The 21,724-nt window shown below is 59.1% G+C and carries 22 protein-coding genes and 1 riboswitch; of the genes, 15 read left to right on the top strand and 7 right to left on the bottom strand.

Annotation, left to right across the window (positions count from 1 at the left end):
* Window position 1 precedes the first annotated feature (1 nt).
* A complete protein-coding gene (locus ACH2ED_RS05760) occupies window positions 2-607 on the bottom strand; it encodes a hypothetical protein (RefSeq protein ID WP_395089253.1) in 606 nt (201 codons plus the stop codon).
* 78 nt (window positions 608-685) lie between these two features.
* Between ACH2ED_RS05760 and ACH2ED_RS05755 the strand changes: the two genes are divergently transcribed.
* Window positions 686-1,849, top strand: coding sequence for an ABC transporter permease (locus ACH2ED_RS05755; protein WP_395089252.1), 1,164 nt, complete (start codon window positions 686-688; stop codon window positions 1,847-1,849).
* 15 nt (window positions 1,850-1,864) lie between these two features.
* A complete protein-coding gene (locus ACH2ED_RS05750; RefSeq protein ID WP_395089251.1) occupies window positions 1,865-2,530 on the top strand; it encodes an ABC transporter ATP-binding protein in 666 nt (221 codons plus the stop codon).
* Here the strand turns inward: ACH2ED_RS05750 and ACH2ED_RS05745 are convergent.
* Together ACH2ED_RS05745 and ACH2ED_RS05740 are read right to left on the bottom strand one after the other, a co-directional pair.
* On the bottom strand, window positions 2,510-2,995 hold the full coding sequence (locus ACH2ED_RS05745) for a hypothetical protein (RefSeq protein ID WP_395089250.1): 486 nt from the start codon (window positions 2,993-2,995) through the stop codon (window positions 2,510-2,512). The two genes, ACH2ED_RS05750 and ACH2ED_RS05745, sit on opposite strands and share 21 nt — an antisense overlap.
* 44 nt (window positions 2,996-3,039) lie before the next feature.
* Window positions 3,040-3,876 carry an ABC transporter permease gene (locus ACH2ED_RS05740; protein WP_395089249.1) on the bottom strand — a complete coding sequence of 279 codons (837 nt, stop codon included), beginning with the start codon at window positions 3,874-3,876 and terminating at the stop codon, window positions 3,040-3,042.
* Window positions 3,877-3,905: 29 nt separating this feature from the next.
* Between ACH2ED_RS05740 and ACH2ED_RS05735 the strand changes: the two genes are divergently transcribed.
* Genes ACH2ED_RS05735 through ccsA (ACH2ED_RS05715) form a run of 5 tightly spaced genes read left to right on the top strand, consistent with a single transcriptional unit; the run spans window position 3,906 to window position 8,232 of the window.
* Window positions 3,906-4,619: a heme exporter protein CcmB gene (locus tag ACH2ED_RS05735; protein ID WP_395089248.1), complete on the top strand. Its 714-nt coding sequence runs from the start codon at window positions 3,906-3,908 to the stop codon at window positions 4,617-4,619.
* An 8-nt stretch (window positions 4,620-4,627) separates the two neighbouring features.
* Window positions 4,628-5,275 carry a cytochrome c biogenesis protein CcsA gene (gene ccsA / locus ACH2ED_RS05730; RefSeq protein WP_395089247.1) on the top strand — a complete coding sequence of 216 codons (648 nt, stop codon included), beginning with the start codon at window positions 4,628-4,630 and terminating at the stop codon, window positions 5,273-5,275.
* A gap of 2 nt (window positions 5,276-5,277) precedes the next feature.
* On the top strand, window positions 5,278-5,406 hold the full coding sequence (locus ACH2ED_RS05725) for a CcmD family protein (protein WP_395089246.1): 129 nt from the start codon (window positions 5,278-5,280) through the stop codon (window positions 5,404-5,406).
* Window positions 5,403-5,783, top strand: coding sequence for a cytochrome c maturation protein CcmE (locus ACH2ED_RS05720; RefSeq protein WP_395089245.1), 381 nt, complete (start codon window positions 5,403-5,405; stop codon window positions 5,781-5,783). Before ACH2ED_RS05725 ends, ACH2ED_RS05720 begins: the two co-directional genes overlap by 4 nt.
* 4 nt (window positions 5,784-5,787) lie before the next feature.
* Window positions 5,788-8,232, top strand: a complete 2,445-nt coding sequence (ccsA, locus tag ACH2ED_RS05715; RefSeq protein ID WP_395089244.1) for a cytochrome c biogenesis protein CcsA — start codon at window positions 5,788-5,790, stop codon at window positions 8,230-8,232.
* On the opposite strand, the gene ACH2ED_RS05710 is transcribed toward ccsA (ACH2ED_RS05715), so the two are convergent.
* Entirely contained in the window at window positions 8,233-8,808 is a 576-nt protein-coding gene (locus tag ACH2ED_RS05710; RefSeq protein WP_395089243.1) for a hypothetical protein, read from the bottom strand.
* A 274-nt stretch (window positions 8,809-9,082) separates the two neighbouring features.
* Window positions 9,083-9,197, top strand: a riboswitch (ZMP/ZTP riboswitch).
* 33 nt (window positions 9,198-9,230) lie between these two features.
* Between ACH2ED_RS05710 and ACH2ED_RS05705 the strand changes: the two genes are divergently transcribed.
* The 6 genes from ACH2ED_RS05705 to ACH2ED_RS05680 all read left to right on the top strand — a co-directional run bounded on the left by ACH2ED_RS05705 (window position 9,231) and on the right by ACH2ED_RS05680 (window position 15,567).
* On the top strand, window positions 9,231-10,073 hold the full coding sequence (locus ACH2ED_RS05705; RefSeq protein ID WP_395089242.1) for a DUF1559 domain-containing protein: 843 nt from the start codon (window positions 9,231-9,233) through the stop codon (window positions 10,071-10,073).
* A gap of 54 nt (window positions 10,074-10,127) precedes the next feature.
* Window positions 10,128-11,465 carry a M14 family zinc carboxypeptidase gene (locus ACH2ED_RS05700; RefSeq protein ID WP_395089241.1) on the top strand — a complete coding sequence of 446 codons (1,338 nt, stop codon included), beginning with the start codon at window positions 10,128-10,130 and terminating at the stop codon, window positions 11,463-11,465.
* Between the two features lie 48 nt (window positions 11,466-11,513).
* Entirely contained in the window at window positions 11,514-12,605 is a 1,092-nt protein-coding gene (locus tag ACH2ED_RS05695) for a hypothetical protein (RefSeq protein ID WP_395089240.1), read from the top strand.
* On the top strand, window positions 12,602-13,600 hold the full coding sequence (locus ACH2ED_RS05690) for an Ig-like domain-containing protein (RefSeq protein ID WP_395089239.1): 999 nt from the start codon (window positions 12,602-12,604) through the stop codon (window positions 13,598-13,600). Before ACH2ED_RS05695 ends, ACH2ED_RS05690 begins: the two co-directional genes overlap by 4 nt.
* Window positions 13,601-13,675: 75 nt before the next feature.
* Window positions 13,676-14,053, top strand: a complete 378-nt coding sequence (locus tag ACH2ED_RS05685) for a DUF2089 domain-containing protein (protein WP_395089238.1) — start codon at window positions 13,676-13,678, stop codon at window positions 14,051-14,053.
* A gap of 17 nt (window positions 14,054-14,070) precedes the next feature.
* Entirely contained in the window at window positions 14,071-15,567 is a 1,497-nt protein-coding gene (locus ACH2ED_RS05680; protein ID WP_395089237.1) for a DUF4097 family beta strand repeat-containing protein, read from the top strand.
* Window positions 15,568-15,590: 23 nt separating this feature from the next.
* On the opposite strand, the gene ACH2ED_RS05675 is transcribed toward ACH2ED_RS05680, so the two are convergent.
* Genes ACH2ED_RS05675 through ACH2ED_RS05665 form a run of 3 tightly spaced genes read right to left on the bottom strand, consistent with a single transcriptional unit; the run spans window position 15,591 to window position 19,300 of the window.
* A complete protein-coding gene (locus tag ACH2ED_RS05675) occupies window positions 15,591-16,193 on the bottom strand; it encodes an N-acetylmuramoyl-L-alanine amidase (RefSeq protein ID WP_395089236.1) in 603 nt (200 codons plus the stop codon).
* Window positions 16,177-16,779 (bottom strand): RdgB/HAM1 family non-canonical purine NTP pyrophosphatase, encoded by a 603-nt coding sequence (rdgB, locus tag ACH2ED_RS05670; protein WP_395089235.1) that lies wholly within the window; start codon window positions 16,777-16,779, stop codon window positions 16,177-16,179. The genes ACH2ED_RS05675 and rdgB overlap by 17 nt, the downstream gene beginning before the upstream one ends.
* A gap of 43 nt (window positions 16,780-16,822) precedes the next feature.
* The gene (locus tag ACH2ED_RS05665) at window positions 16,823-19,300 is read right to left on the bottom strand and encodes a zinc-dependent metalloprotease (protein WP_395089234.1); all 2,478 of its coding nucleotides are present in this window, start codon (window positions 19,298-19,300) and stop codon (window positions 16,823-16,825) included.
* Window positions 19,301-19,543: 243 nt separating this feature from the next.
* Here ACH2ED_RS05665 and ACH2ED_RS05660 point away from each other — a divergent pair, with 243 nt between their 5' ends.
* Complete coding sequence (locus tag ACH2ED_RS05660; protein ID WP_309691002.1) at window positions 19,544-19,831, top strand: co-chaperone GroES; 288 nt, start codon at window positions 19,544-19,546, stop codon at window positions 19,829-19,831.
* Between the two features lie 6 nt (window positions 19,832-19,837).
* Window positions 19,838-21,454, top strand: a complete 1,617-nt coding sequence (gene groL, locus ACH2ED_RS05655) for a chaperonin GroEL (protein WP_395089233.1) — start codon at window positions 19,838-19,840, stop codon at window positions 21,452-21,454.
* Window positions 21,455-21,724: the final 270 nt, after the last annotated feature.

The following is a 21,724-nucleotide window of genomic DNA, read 5'->3' as shown; positions in this document are numbered from 1 at the left end:
TTCAGGGGAAAGCCTTCCAGAAGCGCTCCCAGATGATGGTTTCGTGCTCAAAGGCATAGGCTTCCGCGTAGGGTTCGCCCCGTCCTGTGCGCTTTTGGGAACGACTGGTCATTCTGTCGTGGTGGTGGCCGAGCTCATGGAGCAAGATATGAAGGAGCTGGTAGGCGCGGACACTAGCCTCGTCGAACTTGCAGAGAAAACTGCCGCTGGGGAGCGCGTCGCAGGGAACTCCCAGGCGCTCGAAAATTTCAGCGTGGCCCTGGTAGTAGCTCTCAGAGCACTCTGTCCAGAGGTCTTCCTGCCAGGCGCAGACATGCACCACGCCGCAGTGGTAGTAGTAGCCATCCGCCCACTCGCTTCCCGGAGCCAGCACGATGGCATTCAGACCGACGGCAAGTTTATTCCAGTCGGGGAGAAGCTCCAGAAATCTATAGATGTCCTCTTTGCGCAGAACGTGCTTAAAGCCCTCGCGAGGTCGCTGACGATCCACCAGAACCATCCGTGGCTCCGGGGCATGGTAGTAGTCCGTGCTTGGCTGCCAGTTGTTTTTCTTTTGAACTTTGCCATCCGAAACTTTGGGAGTGGATCTCCGGGCACCGCATTGCATGTAAGCTCTATCGAAACATCCCCTCGCATTGCTCAATGAGAACTCTGGTACAATGAGTTTGTACTATTTTTCACGAACATGACAAACCCGCTCTCTCCGCTCGTCTATTTTCGCCGCAACACGTCGCGCGCTCTCCCAATGGGCCTAGTGATCGTTCTCGCGGTCTTTCTGATCGCGGGCGTGACGGTGCTCGCCAATGCGATTGATCTCACCGTGCGGACGATCTACCGCTACACGGAGTACTTCACCTATGTGCTTCCCCAGCAGCGCTTTCGTGAAGTCCCGGTGGCGCAGCGCCAGATCGTGGAGGCGGATCCACGGGTTGAGCGGACGATGGAGGGGGCGTTTTTTCTGTGCAACATCAAAACCGTGATGGGCCGCCTGCCGTTTGTGGTGCTAGGCGTGCCGGAAGACGACCGCGACTATCTGATGCAGCGCATGGGAACCCCCCTGATCGCCGGGCGCTTGCCCGCAGAAGGCATGCCAGAAGCCGTGCTCTCCGAGCCGATGGTCGAGAATAAGAAGCTCAAGATTGGAGACAATGTCGTCAGCCCCACGGAGCCAGGCGGGATGGCGACAGCGGCTCCGGTGCCGGTGAAGCTGGTAGGAATCCTAAAAGGCCCGGTCTGGGTCGGGTTCACGAGTAGGAGCTTCTGCACCAGCTACTTCTTGCTCAATCCTCGCTGCACGCTCTACACCTGGAAAGATATTAACCAGCGCGATGCGCTCAACCGGGCAATGATGCCGGTCACGGATAAGTCCAAGGGCAAGCTCTCTCCCAACGAGGTCCAGCTTCTTTCTAAAGAGAACCTCATCACCGAGGTGCGCGAGAGCTTGGAATCCCTATATCTGATCATGGGCGTGGTCACGGCGGCGGTGATTTTTGCCATTACCCTGATGAGTGGGATGCTCGCTAATATCTACTTCACCCAGCGCCTCTCAGAGTTTGGGGTACTGGCGGCGATTGGCTATTCCCGACCCAGCCTGATCGGGCGCGTTCTAGCGGAGACGGCGCTGCTCAATGTGGCGGGCTGGATTGTGGGCGCGACTTCGACCGCGCTGCTCATGCGCTTTCTGGGCGAGTCGGTGTTTCGTGCGCGGGGGCTCTTTCTCGACCCCTTTGATCTGGATGCCTACGCCCACACGATCCCCGTGCCGATCTGCATTACGCTTTTCTCCGTGGCAACCATTGCCTACCGCCTGGTGAAGCTCGATCCGGTGACAATTATTGAGAGACGCTAGGAAATATTAAGATTTATGGAAGTACTGTCTTGTGAAAAAATTGCGCTCGCCTACCGTGATGGTGACCGCACGACCTATGCCCTGCGCGAGGTGAGCCTGAGCCTGCCGCCGGGAAAGTTCTACGGCATCATGGGACCATCGGGCTCGGGCAAGTCCAGTCTGATGTATCTGCTCTCCGGGCTCAAGCGCCCCACGGGAGGCGAAGTGCGGCTCGGGTCAACCACACTCTCTCACCTGCCCGACGCCGAGCTGATGCGTCTGCGCCGGACGCGTTTTGGGTTTGTCTTTCAGCAGCCGTTTCTGCTAACCTATCTCACTGCGCTGGAGAATATTGTGGTCGCGGCCCCAAAACCCGATGCAGCGGCACGTAAAAAAGCCCTGGAGCTTCTGGAGAGTTTAGGGCTAGCGACGATGGCGGGCAAGCTTCCCAGCCAGCTCTCTGGCGGTGAGCGCCAGCGTGTCGCGGTGGCACGGGCGCTGATCAATGAGCCGGAGATTCTGTTTGCCGACGAGCCAACGGCGGCTTTGGACCAAGCCAACGGGCATCGCGTGATTGAGGCACTGGCAGCATGGCGCACGCAGGGGACGGTTATTGTGGTCACCCACGATGCGGGCATGCTCTCCGGAGCCGATGAGCGAATCTACCTGAGCGATGGCAGCCTAAGTATCCACGAGTCGTAAGCGGGCCAGCACGGACTTCGCAACCGCAAGCTCCCCCTCACTATCATCCTCCCAGCAGGGCTCAGGGCGACGGTAGCGCGCCAGAATCTCCACATGGATCCGTGAGACACGCAGGGCACTGTTGTAGTCGCCGCGCGCCAGATAGATCGCCTGGAGCCGCTTGTAGGGATGCTCACCCAGAAACTTATCCGCTAGGTTCGCTTCAAACTCCTGGATAGCTTCGTAGATCAAGCCCTCTTTTTCCAGCTCAGCGCCCCGCAGGTTCCTCGCAACCATCTCCCCAAAGAGCTGGCGCTCCGCCTGTTCGTAGACCGCCTGTTCTTCTGGGGTGAGACCACTGCGATCCTGATCGAGCCAGCCACGACAGATAGCCTGACGCGGAACTCCAAGAGCGATCTGGGACTGTGCCCAAACCATAAGCTGGGCGACGGTGACCCGCGGCGGAGGGCGACGAAAAAATAGCATCTTGGCAGAGATGCCTAGCAAACTCCATGCCAATAGGAAAAAATCTATGTTGTAATCAGCGCCGCCGGAGCGCGCCCGCGGCCTCGCACCAGCCCCAGTGCCAGAAGGGCCGCGATATAGGGCAGGAGCTGGAGAATATCTGGGGGCAGGGTTCGGGCCAGCCCAGCGTTCTGTAGAGCTCCCACCAGAGCATCGCCTGCGGCAAAGAGTAGCGCCGCCCCCACGGCGCCCAGAGGATTCCAGCGCCCTAAAATTACCGCCGCCAGCGCCATGTAGCCACGCCCCGAGGTCATGTTCTCCGTGAACTCCCCCAGCCCCATCAGTGCCAGCAAGACACCACCTAGCCCCGTCAGTGCGCCGGCTGCACTCACCGCCCCCAGGCGAATCTTCTCCGGGTTTAGCCCCGCCGAGCGCACGGCTTCTGGCTTCTCTCCACACGCCCGTGCACGTAGCCCCAGCGGCGTTTTAGTAAGCACAAAGGCTGTCAGCCCAGCCAGTAGGATCACAAGAGGAATCCCCACTTCGGCGGGAAACCGTGCCTGCGTGCTCAGCCCCGCCTCGCCGTGGGCACGGAGCAGAAATGTCGTCAGCCCAAGAAGTCCTAAGTTCAGCCCGACGCCTGAGAGCACAGCGGGAACCCGAGCAAAGAGCACAAGGCTTGCATGGAGAAGCCCGACCAGTGCTCCCGCGAGTATCCCGGCTAGCGCCCCCAGCCACGCACTACCAGAGAGCACGGCTACGCTCACCGCGGCGTAGGCACCCGCCAAAAGCTTTGCCTCCAACCCGAGCGCAATCACCCCCACGCGCTCGGAGAGTGCGCCCCCCAGCGCCGCCAGCGCCAGGGGAGCCCAGAGCCGCAGAGTCGCCGCCAGAAAGTCCATGCAGGCATTGTACGGTATAGACAATGCTTGTGAAAAATGGTACAAACAACTCAATCATGCAGGGCGTAGCCGCAGTCTTTCTCAAGGAGGTGCGAACGGAGTGGCGGACACGGGTCGCGCTCTCCGGGGTCGGGCTTTTTGTGGTGGGCGCGCTGCTGCTACTGGGGCTAGGGCTAGGACAGTCCACTAAGCTCCCCAGTGCGGAGATGACAGGTGCGCTGATCTGGGTGTTGGCACTTTTCACCGCGGCGACGGGCCTAGGGCGGGCATTTGTACAAGAGGCGGAGCGCAGCACAGCGCTGGCACTACGGCTGCACGCCCGCGCCAATGATGTCTGGGTGGGCAAGTTTGCCTTCAATGCCCTCCTGATGCTCCTGCTCAATAGCCTGACCGCACCCGTACTTTTCTCCCTCTTTCAAGTGAGAGGAGTGAACGCGGGCGTTTTGATTTGCGTCCTAGGGATGGGAACACTCGCGATTGCCGCAATCTTCACCACGATGGCCGCTCTGGTAGCACAGACCACGGCACGCGGCGGCTTGCTCGCAGCACTAGCATTTCCGCTACTGGCTCCTGCATTTCAAGTGGGTCTCAATGGCACCAAGGCTGCGCTCGGAATCGGGATGGAGAGCATTCAGAAATCAGTGTGGCAGGTGGCGGGTGTGGACATTGCCATGCTCACAATCTATACGGCGGCAGCGATCACTCTCTCGCTCTGGCTGTTTGACTTTATCTGGAACGACTAAGTAAAGAAATGAAAAAAGAGCTAAAAATCGGGATCGGGCTCTGGATGCTGGCGGGGCTGGCCTATGTCTTTTTGAAGCTGCCCGCCGCAAAGAACTTCGCTAACCCGGAGCTCGCACGGATAGTTGCACTGCACCTACCCTGCGCCTATGTGGCAGTCATTGCTTCCTGGATGTCCGCGTGGCACGGCTGGAAGTACCTTCAAAAGCGAGAGCTACTCGACGATGCCAAGTCGGCGTCGGGGGCCGCACTCGCCCTCCTGTTTTGCGTCCTAACCACCGCGACGGGTTCGATCTTTGCCTACATTCAATGGGGAAGTTTCTGGAACTGGGACCCGCGTGAGACAAGTGTCTTTATGCTGATGCTGATCTACTGCTCGTACTTTGTTCTGCGTGGCAGTATCGAGGACATCGAAAAGCGTGCAGCGATCAGCGCCGTCTTCGGGATTTTTGTGGCTGTCATGACACCGCTGCTGGGCTACGTGATCCCCAAGTACATGGACTCTCTCCACCCTAAAAATGCCCAGTTTGGCCCCAGCTACCGCATGGCAATCTACATGGGAATTCTCCCCCCCCTTTTGGCGTTAATGTTCTGGATTCAAAGTATTGCAATAAAGCTTGACCGTGCGCGTCTGGCGCTGGAGGAGGTAGACTACTAATTATGAATATGGCCTTTCTACTACTCGTGGCTGTCGTGATCTGGGTAGGCGTCTTCGCCTTTGTCTGGATGCTCGATAAGAAAGCGAGCTCGCTAGAGAAACGCATGGCGCGTCTGGAGAACAAACAATGAAACTTAAAGCAGGAACCACCGTGGCGATCGTACTGATCTTTGGGGCGCTCGCCTACGGTGCCGGTCAGTTTGTCACCAATCTCACGCCCTATGTCTCGTTCCAGGAAGCCAAGGCGGGCAAAGACCGTGTCTTTCAAGTGATGGGGCCGCTGGACCGCTCGCAGCCGATTACCTACACGGGCGTTCTTAACTTCACTATAAAAGAAGAAAAAACCGGCCAGACACTGCCGGTGCGCTTTAAACATTCCAAGCCCGCAAACTTTGATCAGGCGACGCAAGTGACGGCGATTGGGAGCTGGAACGGTGAGTACTTCGAGGCGCGAAAGCTACTCGTGAAGTGCCCCAGCAAGTACGAAGAGGAAGTCAAGGCGAATTAAAGCAATGCCATTAGGATATACACTTCTCGGGTTTGCACTGGCGGCGACGGTGATCGCCAATGTGCTTTTTGTGCTCTGCGGCAAGGCCGATCGCACCGGACTCTGCGACTGGGCGAAACGCTTTGTGGCGCTAGCAACCGCGAGTGTGGTCGGGGCCTGTACCTATCTTGCCTACCTGATCGCCACCCACCAGTTCCAGGTGCACTATGTTGCGGAGTACACCTCGCGGCGCACCAAGACCTGGTATTTAATGGCGGCGTTCTGGGGTGGTCAAGAAGGCTCCATGCTCCTCTGGGCGTTCTGGACGGCGATGCTCGGGCTCTGGCTAGCCTACAAAGGCGGGAAGAATAGCGCCAAGGCGTGGCCGATCTTCGGGATCGCACAGGTCTATCTCCTGAGCCTTATTCTCGTCAAGTGTCCCTTTGCCGTTCCTCCAGGCCCTATTCCCGCCGATGGTCGCGGCCTCAACCCGTCGCTAGAGAACTACTGGATGGTCATCCATCCTCCCATTCTCTTTCTGGGGTTCGCCTCCACCATTCTTCCCTCGGTCTGGGCGATCTACGGCATGCTGCACCGCGACTGGGACGGCTGGGTGAAGTCCGCGCTTCCCTGCACCCTTTTTTCGTTTGCCACACTCGGCTTCGGGCTCTCTCTTGGCGGCTTCTGGGCCTACGAAACTCTGGGCTGGGGCGGCTTCTGGGCCTGGGATCCAGTCGAGAATACCTCGCTTTTCCCCTGGCTGCTTCTCACCTCGCTGCTGCACGGCCTGGTTCTTCAGAATAAGAACGGCTCCTGGCGCAAGGCGAACTTCTTCCTGGGGATTCTCCCGTTTGCCGCGATGTTCTACGGGACGTTTCTCACGCGCACCGGCGTTCTCTCCGACTTCTCCGTCCACTCGTTCTCCTCGCTGGGCAGCGACGGTTTCTGGCTGATCCTAGTCGGCGTTCTGATGTGGACTTTTATTCCGCTCGGTCTGCTGCTACTGCGCAACTGGGATATTCCCAAGCGTAGCGAGACACAGGAGAGCGCTGCGTTTCTGAGCCGCGAGACGGGCTTTGCGGCGGCGGGAATTATTATCGGGCTGATTGGGTTCTTTGTGGCGCTGGGAATGTCCGGACCGCTACTCACCAAGCTCTGGAGCGCAAAAGGGCAGGCGGCTGAGCCAGAGTTCTACAACAAAGCGCTCTATGCCCCTGCGATTGGGATGCTGCTGCTGATGGCGGCCGCACCGTTCCTGACCTGGAAAAACGGCGATGCCCCGAGTGCGTACAAAAAGCTTTTCCCCGCCTACATCACCGCAATTGTGCTCGCGATGGCCTTTACAGCGGTCGGAATGTACCTGGGCCTGCGCCACCCAGCGATGGTACTGCTCTTTGCCGCCTCGCTGTTTTGCGTGATCGCCAATGCAATACTCATCGCCCCGCGCTTAAAATCGAAAGGCGGACGGCTGAGCATTGGGGGACACGTCGCCCATGCGGGAATTGGTTTATTACTGGCTGGGCTTGCGGGGCTGGTGATGTTCTCCAAGCATAAAGAGGGCATTCTGCTCATCAAGAACCAGCCGACCGAGGCGCTAGGCTACAAGCTGACCTATGAAGGCTACACCATGGACCCGTTTGCGCGTGACAACGCCATTCGGATCAAGGTAGTAGATGGGAATTCGCAGTGGGACGCCGAGCCGCACTACTCGTATGTCCCGTGGGAGGGCAAGGACTCCCCTCAATCCAACCCGCCCGCCATTCATCATAAGTTCTGGGGTGATGTCTACTTAGCTCTGAGTGGTGAGGCACAAGAGTTCGTGGATCAGCCCGATGCCACCAGCTCCAACTGGCTCTTCTCCTTAAAGCGCGGGGAGACCAAGACTTTTGGGGACTACACCTTCACCTTAATGGGCTACGACTTAGACGAGAAAGCCAAAGCTGTGCTTGCCAAGCATAGCGAGGCCGATTTTAATAAGCTCTCTGCAGTGCGTATGGTCGCCAATGTGATTGTTACTTACCAGGGCAAGCAGACTCCGGTAAAAGTAGCCGTGCGCCACGAGCCGTCTGCGGGCGGCGCGTACTCTGAAGTGGTCGAGATTCCAGGCCCGGGTGGCAAGCACGGAAAAGTGATATTGCGCATGCTCCCCGCTCCCACTGAGAAAGAGATTAAGGAGAAGCAGTCCGCCTCCGAGGCTGCCGTCGCGCGGGCCAAAGAGGCGGGTGCCCCCGGGACGCCCGCGTTCCAGCAAGCGCTCATGAAGGATTTCAGCGCTTACAACGAGGGCCGCCGGATGCAGGAGTTCGCCACCTACCAGACCCTGCGCTTCGAGACCTTCAACGCGCCCGATCCCGGCGATGCGGTCTTTGTGGAGCTCTCCACCAAGCCGCTGATCTGGTTCATCTGGGCAGGGACACTGCTCTACACTCTCGGTGGCTTTATTGCCTACCGACGGCGAATCAAAGAGTAGTTACTGTGCGGCGATGACCAGCTCGCGCACTCTTGCGGCGGAGAGCTGGTCCTTGTGAATGTACTCCTCGGCAACATCAATGATGACAGGCAGGAGCGGGCCACGCACAAGGTCGTAGGCGACGGCGTTGTAGTAGTTACAGAGCTGCCGCTTCACGGAGACAAGAATCGCCTCCGCACCGCTCTCGGCGTGGGGGGATTCCAAAACCTCAAAGATCTCGTGCAGGCGTACCACGGCGTTGACATTGTCCACAAGCCCAAATCCCCCCGTGTCGCCCATGATGCGGCGGCGCGCGAGGACGCTCTCCGGGTCGGCGGCAAGCCCCTCGGCGGCAGTGGCAGCGTAGCGGACAATGACCTCGCGCGAAAGAAGCGAGAGGTACTCGTCGTAGTGCTCCGTCTTAAGCCGCTCCCGAACCTCCACCAGTGACTCCAGATACTCGTCCATCTCGTCGAGCAGCACTGACTCCACAAAAGCGTCTTCCAGTCCGAGATGGGTCGCGACAACGGCAATCGCGACTTTTCGGTAGAGAAGAATATCCTGAGCACGTGGCTCCTCTAAAACTCCCTCGTTCACAGAAGATACTTTTCGACATCGGCGGCGATGCTTCCTTCTCAGATGCACTATGATGCAGATCACACAGCAGAGTGCGGGAAGTCACAGCGGGTGCCGCGCGTAAATCCTATACTTCCAGCATCACAATCTTGTGACCAGAGCTTCGCAAGGTGATGGGGCCGCGATCCCTTCGCCCTGCAAAAGCCCTAATGACAATGTAACTCCAAGATCGCTCCAGTAAGGGCAGGCGTGCCTCTTACCGGAGCGATTTTATTGTGTGTCGGGGTATACTCTTAACTGTCGGCGTCACTGGCGCAAAGGCAAGTTTGTTCACAAAGCTTGCACGGGGAACGCCCCCGAGGGAGCGCCGATAGCAATCCTCTGTCCTGCCGTCCGCCTGGGCACCCGGGACAAACTTTCTCTTTTTGGAGGTTTACCCGACTATGCGTCGTGCTTTTACTCTGATTGAACTTCTGGTGGTGATCGCTATTATCGCGATTTTAGCCGCCATTCTCTTTCCCGTTTTTGCCCAGGCCCGCGAGAAAGCCCGTGCCGCCTCGTGCCTCTCTAACCAGAAGCAGATCGGGACAGGCCTGATGATGTACTCACAGGACTACGACGAGATGCTCCTCATGGGCATGTGGGGCACGTCCGCGAGTGGCACACGCTGCTCCTGGCCCGCGATGATCCAGCCGTACATCAAAAACACCCAGGTATTCCAGTGCCCCTCAGCGCCCCGCACAGCGGGGATCACGGTAGGAACGATTGCCGACCCAGCAGGCTGTGGAATCGGAAATGGTTTTGTGGTGACCTATGCCTACAACTACTATCTCGGCGGCAATAACAACGCCAATGGTGGGGTCATGACCAGCTCCCTTCCCGCAATGGATAAGCCCGCTGAGATTGTCCTGATCGTAGACGGTGCCTCCACAGCGCAGACTGCTGCGTTTGGCACCTCGGATCTCTGGCCCGAGAAGCGCGCTACGGCTGCGGCGACCGGCTTCCCCACTACCGCGAACCGTTACCCCTACTTGCTCGTCCACTCGGGTAGTAGCCTGATGGCAAGTGCCAACGACTACGGTGCCCCCCGTGGCCGGCACAATGGGATGACCAACGTGCTCTGGGCCGATGGACACGCGAAGGCCCGCAAGCTCAGCGCGGACTTCTACCCACCTGTCAATGACAACCGCTACCTGGCGCTCTGTACCACGGTTCTGACGGGCACGGGGATCGCGGCGGCTTCGTGTGCGCCGTGCTTATTGCCACAGCTCGGCTGCCAGCAGTAGCCACCGACGACAATAAAGCCCGTCGCTCTCAAGGCGACGGGCTTTTGGAACTCTATGAAACACTTCACCTTTCCCCTCGCTTGCCTTCTCGTCACCACCCCCACCATCAGCCAAGCCCAAACTTCCCCCTCCGAGAAGCCGGAGGGGGTCACGAGTGGTGCAAGTGGGCGGCTTATGACCTTTGCTCAGATCGAGCAGCGCATTGTGGTGTGGAAACAAAAGTATCCGGAGCTGGTCGAGCTCTCCGTACTTCCGGGCAAGACGCGTGAAGGGCGCAGTATCCCCCTAGTGCGCATCGGGAAGCCCGGAACGCCGGAGCTGATGTGGCTCTCAGGGATTCATCCGCGTGAGCAGCAGCCCGCCTACTGCACCCTGCGCTTTATTGAAGAGGAGCTGGCGGCGGGCTGGAAGAATCAGCGCTGCCTCTGGTACGTGCCGATGTTCAATGTGGACGGCAAGCTCTGGGAGGAGACACACAAAGACTGGCGTAAAAACCGCGTGCCCAATGCCGACGGCACGTTCGGAGTGGATCTGAACCGTAACTTCCCGGTTCGCTGGGGCGGTGGCCGCGAGATAGACTCCACCTGGAACGACTCGACCGCAAGACCGGGCGCGGATATTTTCGAAGGTCTCTCGGCGCTCTCGGAGCCAGAGAACCAGGCGCTAGATCGTTTCTTTGCGGAGCATCCCAGCCTGCGGGCTTTTATGGACATCCATAGCCCTCTACGGGAGATACTTTTCCCCGCGCACACCATCGAGCAAGACTACTTGCGCTACGCCAAGATCGCGACAGGAATGCAGCAGCGCCAGAAAGACGCCCCCTACCCGATCACCAAGAGCACACCCGGGAGCGAGCCCGCACCGGGCGTGCGTGGGGGGAACTCTGGGCTGACCTACTCCCACGCATTTTATAGCTACGGCATCTATGGATTCAACTTCGAGATCAGTACTCCCAGCAAGACCAAAGGTGTCGCAGGGCGCTATCCGCCCGAACGTGAGATTGCCAAGGAGTACGAGACCAATGTGCGGGAGGCGTGGCGCTTCTGGCTGGACACTGCCGGAGAGCTGCCGCCGCCCCAAAAAGGCAGCTTGGCTCCCAAGGGCAGTGGCACGACCGATAAGCCGATTATGCCTGGTGCGATTCTGGGCTGGACACCGCCGGAAATCCCTGGCCCCTGGGCCTACGCCGTTCTCACCTCACAAGACCCGGCGATCGTGGTTCCCAGCGAGTACCGCGCGTTCCCCCTGAAAGCACCTTTCACGCTTCAGGTCATGTCCAACGCCAAACCCAGTACGTCGGTGCCTCTGACACTGCATCTCTGGGACAAAGAGCGCCGACACAGCATCTATCCCTTTTGGCTGGCGATTACCGACGACCAAAAGAAGGAATAGCAAGTTCCCTACGCGAATGCTGAGCTATCTTTTGGCAGGAGTGTTGCTATGAAACGTTTTATCGTAGGAGCCGCGCTGGCTCTTTTCACTGTCGGTGGTGTGCATGCGGGAAAAGCAACTGCAGGGATGCGCCTCGGGGCCCCTAGCTTTCGTTCGATGGGCTCACTGACTTTCGGCCCAGAGGGTATTCTCTTTATCGCGGATACCAAGGCGGCTTCCATCGTGGCTATCTCCACCGACGATACGAAGCCGGGCAAAGCCGCGTCGTCACTGAAGCTCGTAGGGCTGGAGAAGAAAATTGCGGGGTTGCTGGGCACGGAGCCCGCGCAGATTTTGATTGAGGACATGGCGGTCAACCCCGTGTCGGGCAATATCTACCTCTCCGTCTCCCGTGGGCGCGGCCCGGAGGCGACTCCCGTGCTGGTTCGTGTCAAGGGTGAGAGTGAGATTGAGCTGGTCGCGCTGGAGAAGGTGCACTTCTCGCAAGTGGCACTCCCCGCCGCTCCGGCGGAAACCACCACAGGACGAAGCAATCCACGGCTGGAGTCCATCACGGATCTGGCGTTCCAGGATGGGCGTTTACTGGTTGCGGGGCTCTCCAATGAGGAGTTCGCCGCCACCCTGCGCTCGATTCCATTCCCCTTCAAAGACACAAGTAATCCGACCAGTGTGGAGATCTACCACGGAGCCCACGGGCGCTTTGAGACACGCGCTCCGATCCGGACATTTGTCCCGTTCATGATCGGGAAAGAGGCGCATGTATTAGCGGCCTACACCTGCACTCCGCTCGTCCAGTTTCCGCTGAGTGCGATTAAACCGGGGGCAAAGATCCAGGGCAAGACCATCGCGGAGCTAGGCAACCGCAACCGCCCGCTGGACATCATTTCCTACCAAAAAGACGGTCGGGTGAACTTGCTCATGGCCAATAGCAGCCGGGGCGTGATGAAGATCGTCACCGATAGCATTGACAAGGCCGAGCCGATCACTGCACCCGTTGCCGATAAAAAAGGGGTCGGCTACGAGACTCTGGCGGACTGGAAGAACGTGGATCAGCTCGATAAGCTGGACAACACAATGGCGGTGGTTCTTCTGCGTGAAGAGAGCGGAGCAATGAGCCTCGAAACCCGTCTCCTGCCATGACCCCACGGGCAGGCCAGAGCACTACGCTACGCTGGGTTCCTGGGCCGCAAGGCTCAAACAGGGCGTCGGTGGAGGGCTCCGGCCTGCCTGATAAAGTCCCCCTTAAAGTTTTTGCCGGAGAGCAGCGCGAGACCCCGATGGCGGGAACCTATCGCGTTCGCAACGGCACACAAATCTTTGAGCCGCGCTTCTCTCTGCTGCCGGGCACGACTTACTACGCCATCAGTGGCACGGCCTCGGCAAGTTTTCGCTTACCCGCGCGTATTCCTGTGCCCCCCACCCGAGTCGTGCAAGTCTACCCGACGGCGGACACCGTCCCTGTCAACCTGCTCAAGTTCTACCTGCACTTCTCCGCCCCCATGAGTCGTGGCGATTCGTATCGTCACATTCGGCTATTGAAAGCTGGGGGCCAGCCCGTCGAGCTGCCGTTTCTAGAGCTGGCCGAGGAGCTCTGGAACCCGGCGATGACCCGCTTAACCCTGCTCTTCGACCCTGGGCGCATCAAGCGGGGTGTCAAGCCTCTGGAAGACATTGGCGGGGCGCTGGAAGTGGGGAAGCGCTACACACTGGAGATTGCCTCGCGCTGGCAGGATGGGCAGGGTGCTCCTCTTGCGGCTCCCTTTCGCAAGGCATTTCTAGTAGGGGTGGCGAACCGCACCGCGATAGAGCCGTCGCGCTGGCGCATCACGTCGCCCAAGGCGGGCTCACGGAGCCCGCTGGTCGTCGTCTTCAATCAGCCGCTCGATCATGCGCTTGCCCAGCGCCTTCTCACGGTGGAGGGTGTACGAGGCACCATTGCGCTGGACGACCACGAGCGCCGCTGGCGCTTCACACCAGACAAGCCCTGGCAACACCGTCGCTATACCCTCCGTGTCTCGCCGCTCCTGGAAGACCTCGCGGGCAATAATATCGGCAAGACCTTCGATGTGGACACCACGCGCCACCCCGCCCTGTTTCGGAGCGCTCCTCTTCGTCTTCAGTTCACTCCGCGGTGATCGGGGCGACAGTTAACTTATTAATAATATCAATACCAGACTTGACATTATTAAAATATGAGATAGATTATCTCCATGAATCCAAGCCCGCAGCAGTGCCCCGTCTGTGACGGAGCACTCCGTGTTTCCGAGCTGAGCTGTACCGCCTGCCGTACACGGCTCTGTGGGGAGTTCCCGCCGCCACCGCTGGCACGCTTGCCCACCGAGCACCAGCGCTTTATCGAAACTTTTGTCCGCTGCAGAGGCGTCATCCGTGATGTCGAGCGGATGCTCAGCCTCTCCTATCCCACCGTCCGTGCCCGCCTCGATGCCGCCGTCAACGCACTCGAAGGGGCTCTGACGCAAGAAGCGGAAGCCCTCCCGGAAAACCCCCGTCGCCGCGCCATACTGCGGCAGGTGGAAGACGGCACTCTCACCGCCACGCAAGCTGCACAGCTCCTGGCGGATCTCTAAGAAGAAAGAATACCACGATGTCCAAAGACGAGAACCTTAAGATTTTGCAGCTCTTACAGGAAGGTAAGATCACTGCCGACGAAGCCTCCCAGCTTCTGGCGGCAATGGAAAAGCCCGCCCCCGAAGCGCCAACTCCACCGCCCCCGCCACCCGCACTGGCTCCCCCGTTATCGGGGGCTGACGATGACTTTGAGACGGAGACTCTAACACGGGCACGGGCGAAGATCGCAGCGGCACGTGAGAAAGTGGCGGGCATTGATCAGCAGTTCGCCGCCGCGGAAGAGCAGATCGAGGAAGCCAAGAAATCTCACGATCCGATTGGTGCACTCAACCAGGCGCTCAAAGGACTCCCTGGTGCCAAGAGCATTGCGGGCTCGTTCCGAGACTTTGACGCCGGACGCTTTGCTTCCAATGCCGCCAAACAAGCACGTAAGATCGGTAAGCAAGTCAGCGACTCCATTGGCAACATTGATATCAACCTATCTAATATCACCCAGGGCTTCCAAGGGGAGCCCACACAGGAGCAGGCATATGAGGTCACACTGGATGTCGCAAAAGGCGGAACACTACGGATAAAAAACCCCTTCGGCGATATCGCCGTCCAGGGCGGCGACTTCCCCGAGGTACGTGCTGCGGGCACACTCCGCATCTGGGCCGCAACACCCGACGAAGCACAGAGCGCCGTGGACGCCATCCAAGTAACCGCTGAGGCAACCGAAGGTGGCGGGATGATCCAGGCAACAGGCACGGTCAAAGTGCGCCGCATCGAGCTGAATCTCAAGGTATTTGTTCCTGCCGATGGGGTTAAAGTCTCCCTGATCTCGCCCTCGGGAGATCTTTCCGTACGCGGAATCAAGGCCACCGCTGTTACCGCAACCCAGTCGGGTGATATTCATCTGGCGGAGATTGTTGGAGATGTGGCGGCAGAGACAACTTCCGGGGATATTTACATTGAGGGCGTGGTAGGAGCCGTCGGTGCCCACACTGCCTCTGGGGACATTCAGGCGATCCGACTCGATGGTGCCAGCTTTAAGGCAGAGAGCCAGAGCGGTGATATCAGCCTCACCGAGGCCATGCTTCCGAGTGTCACCCTCGCCGTGGTTTCAGGTGATAGTGCCCTGAAGGGAGTCACCGGGAAGCGGCTGGATCTGCGAACGGTCTCGGGGGATGCCAGCGTACAGGAGTGCGACTTTGACGAGGAGCTGAGCGTGGATGCCGTCTCTGGCACCCTGAGTGTCGCCCCCAAGTCTCCCCTAACACAGGGCAAGCTGATTATCTCCACAGTTAGCGGAGATATTGTCCTCGCGCTCCCCTACAAGACCAACGCCGTACTCGAAGCGCGTACTCGTAATGGGGAGCTCCGAGGCAAGGTACGCGGCAGCGACGGCCAGCCCCACGACCTGCGCAGCTCCGGTATGGCGGTTGTCAGTGAGTCCATCGGGGAGGGAACGGGCGCAATGCTAGTTCTCTCGTCCGTGAGTGGCGACGTGAAAATCGAACAGAACGAGGGCTAAGCGGGTGCCGTCGGGGTTAGAGCCTACCCAACCGCTCTTACTCCGGCGGCAAGCGCCTTTGCCATTTGATCTTGCCCCGCCTCGGAGAGCAAAAATGCCTCGTCTTTGGCGTTGCTCAGAACACACATCTCTACCAGCACCACGGGCACCTGTGACCAGATCGAGCCAGTGAGTGCGCCCTGCTTGCTCCCTACCGCCGTTCGGGTATCCGACAGACAGCCATTGTCGCGCAGTGTACCTTTGAGCCCAACGGCCAGCGCGGCGTGGAACTTAGGGGCGCGCTGCTTGCAGGCAGTAATAATCTCCGCACTCGGCCCGCGCTTTCCGGTCGAGTCGGTGCCTTGGCGATCGGGGAAGTACGTCCAGAAACCTGTTCCGCCCTCCGAGTCACAGTGCAGCCGCACCAGTAAATTTGCCTGGAATGCATTGGCAATCTCGGCGCGTTTGCGGTTTTTGACAAACTCTTTCTCACTCGACTTGGTGAGCTTCACCTCGTGCCCGGCAGCTTTGAGCAGGACCTCTAGGCGCTTTGCCACCAGCCAGGCGGCACGCATCTCCGTGAGCTTCTTGCCACGGGTTCCCTCGCCCACCTCCGACGGATGACCAGGATCAATGCAGATCTTCATGCCACCCCCCCAGCCCCCGCCCGGCGGGGGAGTTTTCGAGTAACTGCCTTGCTGCGACGCCGCGGTGGCTACGGGCGTGTTTCTCTTCGGCGCTGATCTCTCCGACAGTTTGCAAATAATCAGGCGGGATGAGAAAGATCGGGTCGTAGCCAAAGCCATTCGTGCCACGCGGCTCGCCTGAGATGCGCCCTTCAAACGTCCCTTCGGACTCGGCGAGCACGGTGCCATCGGGTGCGATCAGGCTCAGGACGCAGACATAGCGGGCACTGCGCTCCTCGCCGACTTTGCCCGCGAGCTTTTCGAGTACCGTGGGGATCCAGTTCTCCTCGCTCACCCAGCGGGCCGAGTGTACACCCGGTGCGCCGCCCAGTGCGTCTATGCAGATCCCACTGTCATCGGCCAGTGCGGGAAGACCCGTGTGCTGCGCAGCAGAGAGAGCCTTGATACGGGCGTTTTCGACAAACGTCGCGCCGGTCTCCTCGGGATCGGGCGCATCATCGGGCAGCGGTAAAAGCGCAAGGTCGGGGAGAAGCTGCTGCATCTCCTCGACCTTGTGGGCGTTGCGGGTCGCCAGAATGATTTGCATAAACTTAGTTTATCGCGTCACCCCGCCGGTTGGAGCGACGATGCTATTTCTTCGGGTTCAGCACCTCGTCAATCAGCTTCCAGGAATCCGCGATATGGAGCTGTGTTGCCCGATCCGCCGACTTGCCCTTAGCGGCAGCCAGAAATGCCAGGATATCGGTGAGGGCGCTACGAACCTGCACCTTGGCCTCGCCAGAGAGCGGGCCGGAGTTGGCGTTGCGACGTCCTCCCGGTGCTCCGCCTACAGGAGAAACAAGAGCAGCGGGCGGGTCGAGCTTACTGACCAGGGCATCTATGTAGGCTCGTTGGAGGTTGCGGCGGTAGAGATCCGTCATGATTTTAGGCTGAGTCAGCTCGCTGAAGATGCCCCGCTTCAGATCGTTCAGAAACTCACCAACCGGATAGGCAACCGCAGTAGCAGTCGCTTCGAACTCGACCAAGCGGTTGAGACGACTGTCGCTAAGCAGGCCCCCGATGATACCGCGTTGTTCCCCCAGCACGCGGCTCACCGTTCCTGTCGCCGTTGTCCTGCCGGTGATCTCAGGGTGCACCAGCAAGGAATGCGTCGTAAAAACCAAGTCGTTGAAGAGCTGGACGGCTGCCTTCTGCCGTGCTTTGGACACCGGGGCATAGTTCGGGTTGCTGCTCTGCCCGGCATGGTACTCGGTCTCGGTGACGCCGCCGACAATGGTCAGAACATGGCTTAGTTCTAGAGAACGCTGGCCTAAAACCTCGCTGTACATCTTTCCCAGCTCGGAGAAATCCTCGCCAGGCTTCAGGACAGCGGACGAGAGCCAGTCCATCGTGCGCTCCAAGTTCTTCATCCCTAGCCGCGTCGCCTCGACTCCATCCGCGCTCAGGTCTTCCATCTGACGACCCGGATCGTCGCCGGAGGGATTGCCAAAGCGCAGCATCGGGTTGTTGAGCTGACGATTCGCAATCGCATTGAGGTAGGGTCTCTCATCCTTGGAGGTCTTTGCCCCAGGGAAAACGGAGTAGCCCCACTCCACGGCAAAGTGATCGTAGGCACCGATCTTGGGCATGAGCTGAGTGACTTTATCCTCGGGCTGCGCGACATAGTTGTTACGCGCATAGTCCATGACCGAGGGCGTCGTGCCCCACTGCGCCGTCCACTTAGGGTCCCGCAGCAGCTTGATCGGCACCGACGAGCTTGCCTTCATGTTGTGCGGGAAGCCTAGTGTGTGTCCGACCTCGTGGGTAACCACGTAGGCGAGCAGATCGCCCGTCAGCGCCTCCGAAAACGGCAGCTTACGAGCACGCGGGTCGGAGTGACTGGCCTGCACAAAGTACCAGTTCTGAATCAGGCTCAGGATGTTGTGGAAAATCTTGGGGCTTCCATTGAGAATCTCACCGGTGCGCGGATCGGAGAGATGCGGGCCGTAGGCGTTCTCCACTCCCGAGGGCAGCCAGCGCACGACCGTGTAGCGGATATCCTCGTCGTCGAACTCCGGGTCTTCGTCTTTGGTGGGAATGTCCCGGCAGACGACGGCATTTTTGAAGCCCGCTTTCTCAAAAGCGGCGTTCCACTGCTCGATCCCCTTCTTGATGTAGGGCTTCCACTTGGTCGGGATCTCCGAGCCCATGTAGTAGGTAATCGGTTTTATCGGCTCGGAGAGCGCTGCGCTCGGGTCTTTCTTTTCGAGCCGCCAGCGGTCAATGATCGTCACGTCTTTGACTTTGTTCTCGGTTCCGCCCAGCTCCTGGTAGCTTGTGGCAAACCAGCCGACGCGGCTATCAAAGAGGCGCGGCATCATCGGTTTCTCAGGCAACAACACAATATTATGATTGATGACGACAGTATCTGCGCCCGCTCCCCCTCCCCCGGGAGCTCCAAATGGGCTAGGAGGAGCGCCGCCGCCTGCACGCGTTCCCGTCACCTTCACAAGAACATTCTGCGGGAAGGACTTCATGCTCTCCACGAAGCTGCGGCTGGCATCGAAGCTCGCTCCAAAGAGGCTGGAGTAGATCAACGGGGACGCGTCAATGACCATCGCCTCGCTGTCGCCGTAGGCCGCGACACTGTAGACTCCCAGGATCGGCTCGATATTGCCTTTCTCCAGGGCACGTTTCACATCGCCGTGGTTCTCGTTGGCGCGGATACGGTAGCTCACGCCGCGCATCAGCACTTTATCGCCGCGCTTCTCGAAGCGAATCACCCGGTCTTGCACTTCGGTCTGGCCAAAGCCATAGAACGCCGACGAGCGCTCGGTGGTGGTGACCCACATGACCTCTTTACCAAGAACCGACTTGGGGATCTCAAAGTAGTACTTCTCGTCCATTTGGTGGGTCTTAAAAAGCCCAGTGAGATCCGACTTCGCCTCTTTGGTGATGATCTCGGCGTAGGGCTTGGGTTTCCCCGCGGCAGAGGGCGCAGCCGCTCCCGGCGGGGGGCCTCCCTGGGGCCTCGCTCCTGCCGGCGGGGTAGGCGGCTGTTGTGCCAGGGCAGCGGCAGGCAATATCAGTGCAAGCGCCGCAGTAGCGGCGGAAAAACGATGCGACACGATTGTTCAGGCTCCTCGAAAACAGTTAAGATCGGGCGCGGCAAGAGCCGCTCCCCCTATTATAATCGCTAAACAGGATAAATTAATACACGTCGTCGTTTTTCAGACTTGTCTTATTCCCTCTCTTATGCCTCTCTCCTGCGAAAACCTCCGGAAATCTCTTGACTTTTTTGTGAGCACGGGTATAATTTCCGTTGGCACTCTAAAGCCAAGACTGCTAATTTTGGCGTGAAAGAACAACGCATGACAATTCGACCCCTAGGTGACAAAGTCGTGGTTAAACCGTCTGAGTCCGATGAAAAATCGGCGGGCGGTATCTACCTCCCCGACACGGCAAAGACCAAGCCGACGGAAGGCACTGTAATCGCGGCAGGCAATGGCCGCATTCTCGACAGCGGAGAGCGCAACGCCCTCAGCGTCAAAGTCGGTGATACCGTTATCTATAGTAAGTACGGCGGCACCGAGTTCAAGCTCAACAATGAGACCGTGATCATCCTCGATGAGGACCAGATCTACGCAATTAAGGGATAAGACACTATGGCAAGTAAAGAACTGCTTTTTGATGAGGCGGCACGTCGCGCACTTGAGCGTGGGGCCAATGCGGTCGCCAACGCGGTGAAGGTGACCCTCGGACCTCGTGGCCGAAACGTGGTCATTGAGAAGAAGTGGGGCTCCCCCACGATCACCAAAGACGGCGTCACGGTCGCTAAAGAGATCGAACTGGAAGACAAATTCGAGAACATGGGCGCTCAGCTCGTGAAAGAAGTCGCCAGCAAGACCAACGACATCGCCGGTGACGGCACCACGACGGCAACCGTTCTGGCCCAGGCTATCGTCAACGAAGGCCTGCGCTACGTCGCCGCCGGTGGCGCTCCGCTGTCCGTGAAAAAGGGCATTGACAAGGCCGTGGAAGTGGCTGTCGCCGCGCTCAAGGCTAATGCGATCCCCGTTGATGGCGAGATGGTGGCTCAAGTGGCTGCGATCTCCGGCAACAACGACAAAGAGATCGGTGAGATCATCGCCGACGCGCTGGACAAAGTGGGCAAAGACGGCGTGATCACGGTCGAAGAGTCCCGTGGCCGCGAGACGACGCTCGAAGTGGTCGAGGGAATGCAGTTCGACAAGGGCTACGTCTCCCCGTACTTCGTCACCGACACTGAGCGCATGGAAGGCATCTTCGAGAACGCGTTTATTCTCTTCTACGAGAAAAAAGTCAGCTCGGCTGCCGATTTAGTGCCTATTCTTGAGCAAGTGATGCAGACCCGCCGTCCGCTGCTCATCATCGCCGAGGATCTCGATGGCGATGCGCTGGCAACCATGGTGGTCAACAAGATCCGTGGCATCCTGAATGTCGCCGCCGTGAAGGCTCCCGGCTTCGGGGATCGTCGCAAGTCCATGATGGAGGATCTCGCGATTCTCACCGGTGGCAAGTTCATCACCGAGGATCTGGGCATCAAGCTGGAGAGCGCCACGCTCGACATGCTGGGTCAGGCCAAGAAAATAGTCATTACCAAAGACAACACCACGATTGTCGAAGGAAGTGGCGACTCCGATGCGGTCAAGGGCCGTATCAACCAGATCCGCAAGCAGATCGAGAACACCGACTCCAGCTACGACAAAGAGAAGCTTCAGGAGCGTCTCGCCAAGCTGGCTGGTGGCGTGGCTGTTATCCAGGTGGGCGCCTCGACCGAGACCGAGCTCAAAGAGAAGAAGCACCGCTACGAGGACGCTCTCTCCGCGACCCGCGCTGCGGTGGAAGAAGGTATCGTCGCCGGTGGTGGTGTCGCCTTCATCAATATCCTCTCCGACCTCGACAATGTCGCGGTGGACGATAAAGACGAGCAGGTCGGTGTGGACATTGTCCGCAAGGCACTGGAGTCTCCTCTGCGCACCATCGCGGCCAACGCCGGGCTGGAGGGCTCCGTTGTGGTCAACAAGGTCAAGGGTCTTGCCAAAGGGCATGGCTTCAACGCCCTGACCGAGGAGTACGGCGACATGATCGGCTTTGGCGTGATTGATCCTGTAAAGGTCAGCCGCTACGCCCTAGCCAATGCGGCGTCCATCGCCAGCATGATCCTCACCACCGAGTCGCTCGTCGCCGAAAAGCCCGAGCCTCCGGCAGCCGGTGGCGGCGATCACCACCACGATCACTAGGCCAACCCCCTAGCCCCGTCCGACGGGGGAACCGATCGGAAAAGCCCCGTGTCCAGTCTTCTGGATACGGGGCTTTTTTGGCGCTTTTGGCCCTCCCGCTGATTCTGCTATTCTGACTTGGGCTCTCCCGTCAAAGAGCATGACTCCCGCGATTCTCTTACCCTTCTACGAGCTAATCTTGTCCCATATCTTTTCCCGACAGGGCTGACATCGCCATTTGCCAGCCCTCTTCCAAACCATCTAAACGACGAAGCCCAAGCCACAAACTTT

The organism is Armatimonas sp. (assembly GCF_043757465.1).
Taxonomy (GTDB): Bacteria; Armatimonadota; Armatimonadia; order Armatimonadales; family Armatimonadaceae; genus Armatimonas.
The sequence above is the reverse complement of the archived record's forward strand: the minus strand, read 5'-3'. Positions and strand labels throughout refer to the sequence as shown.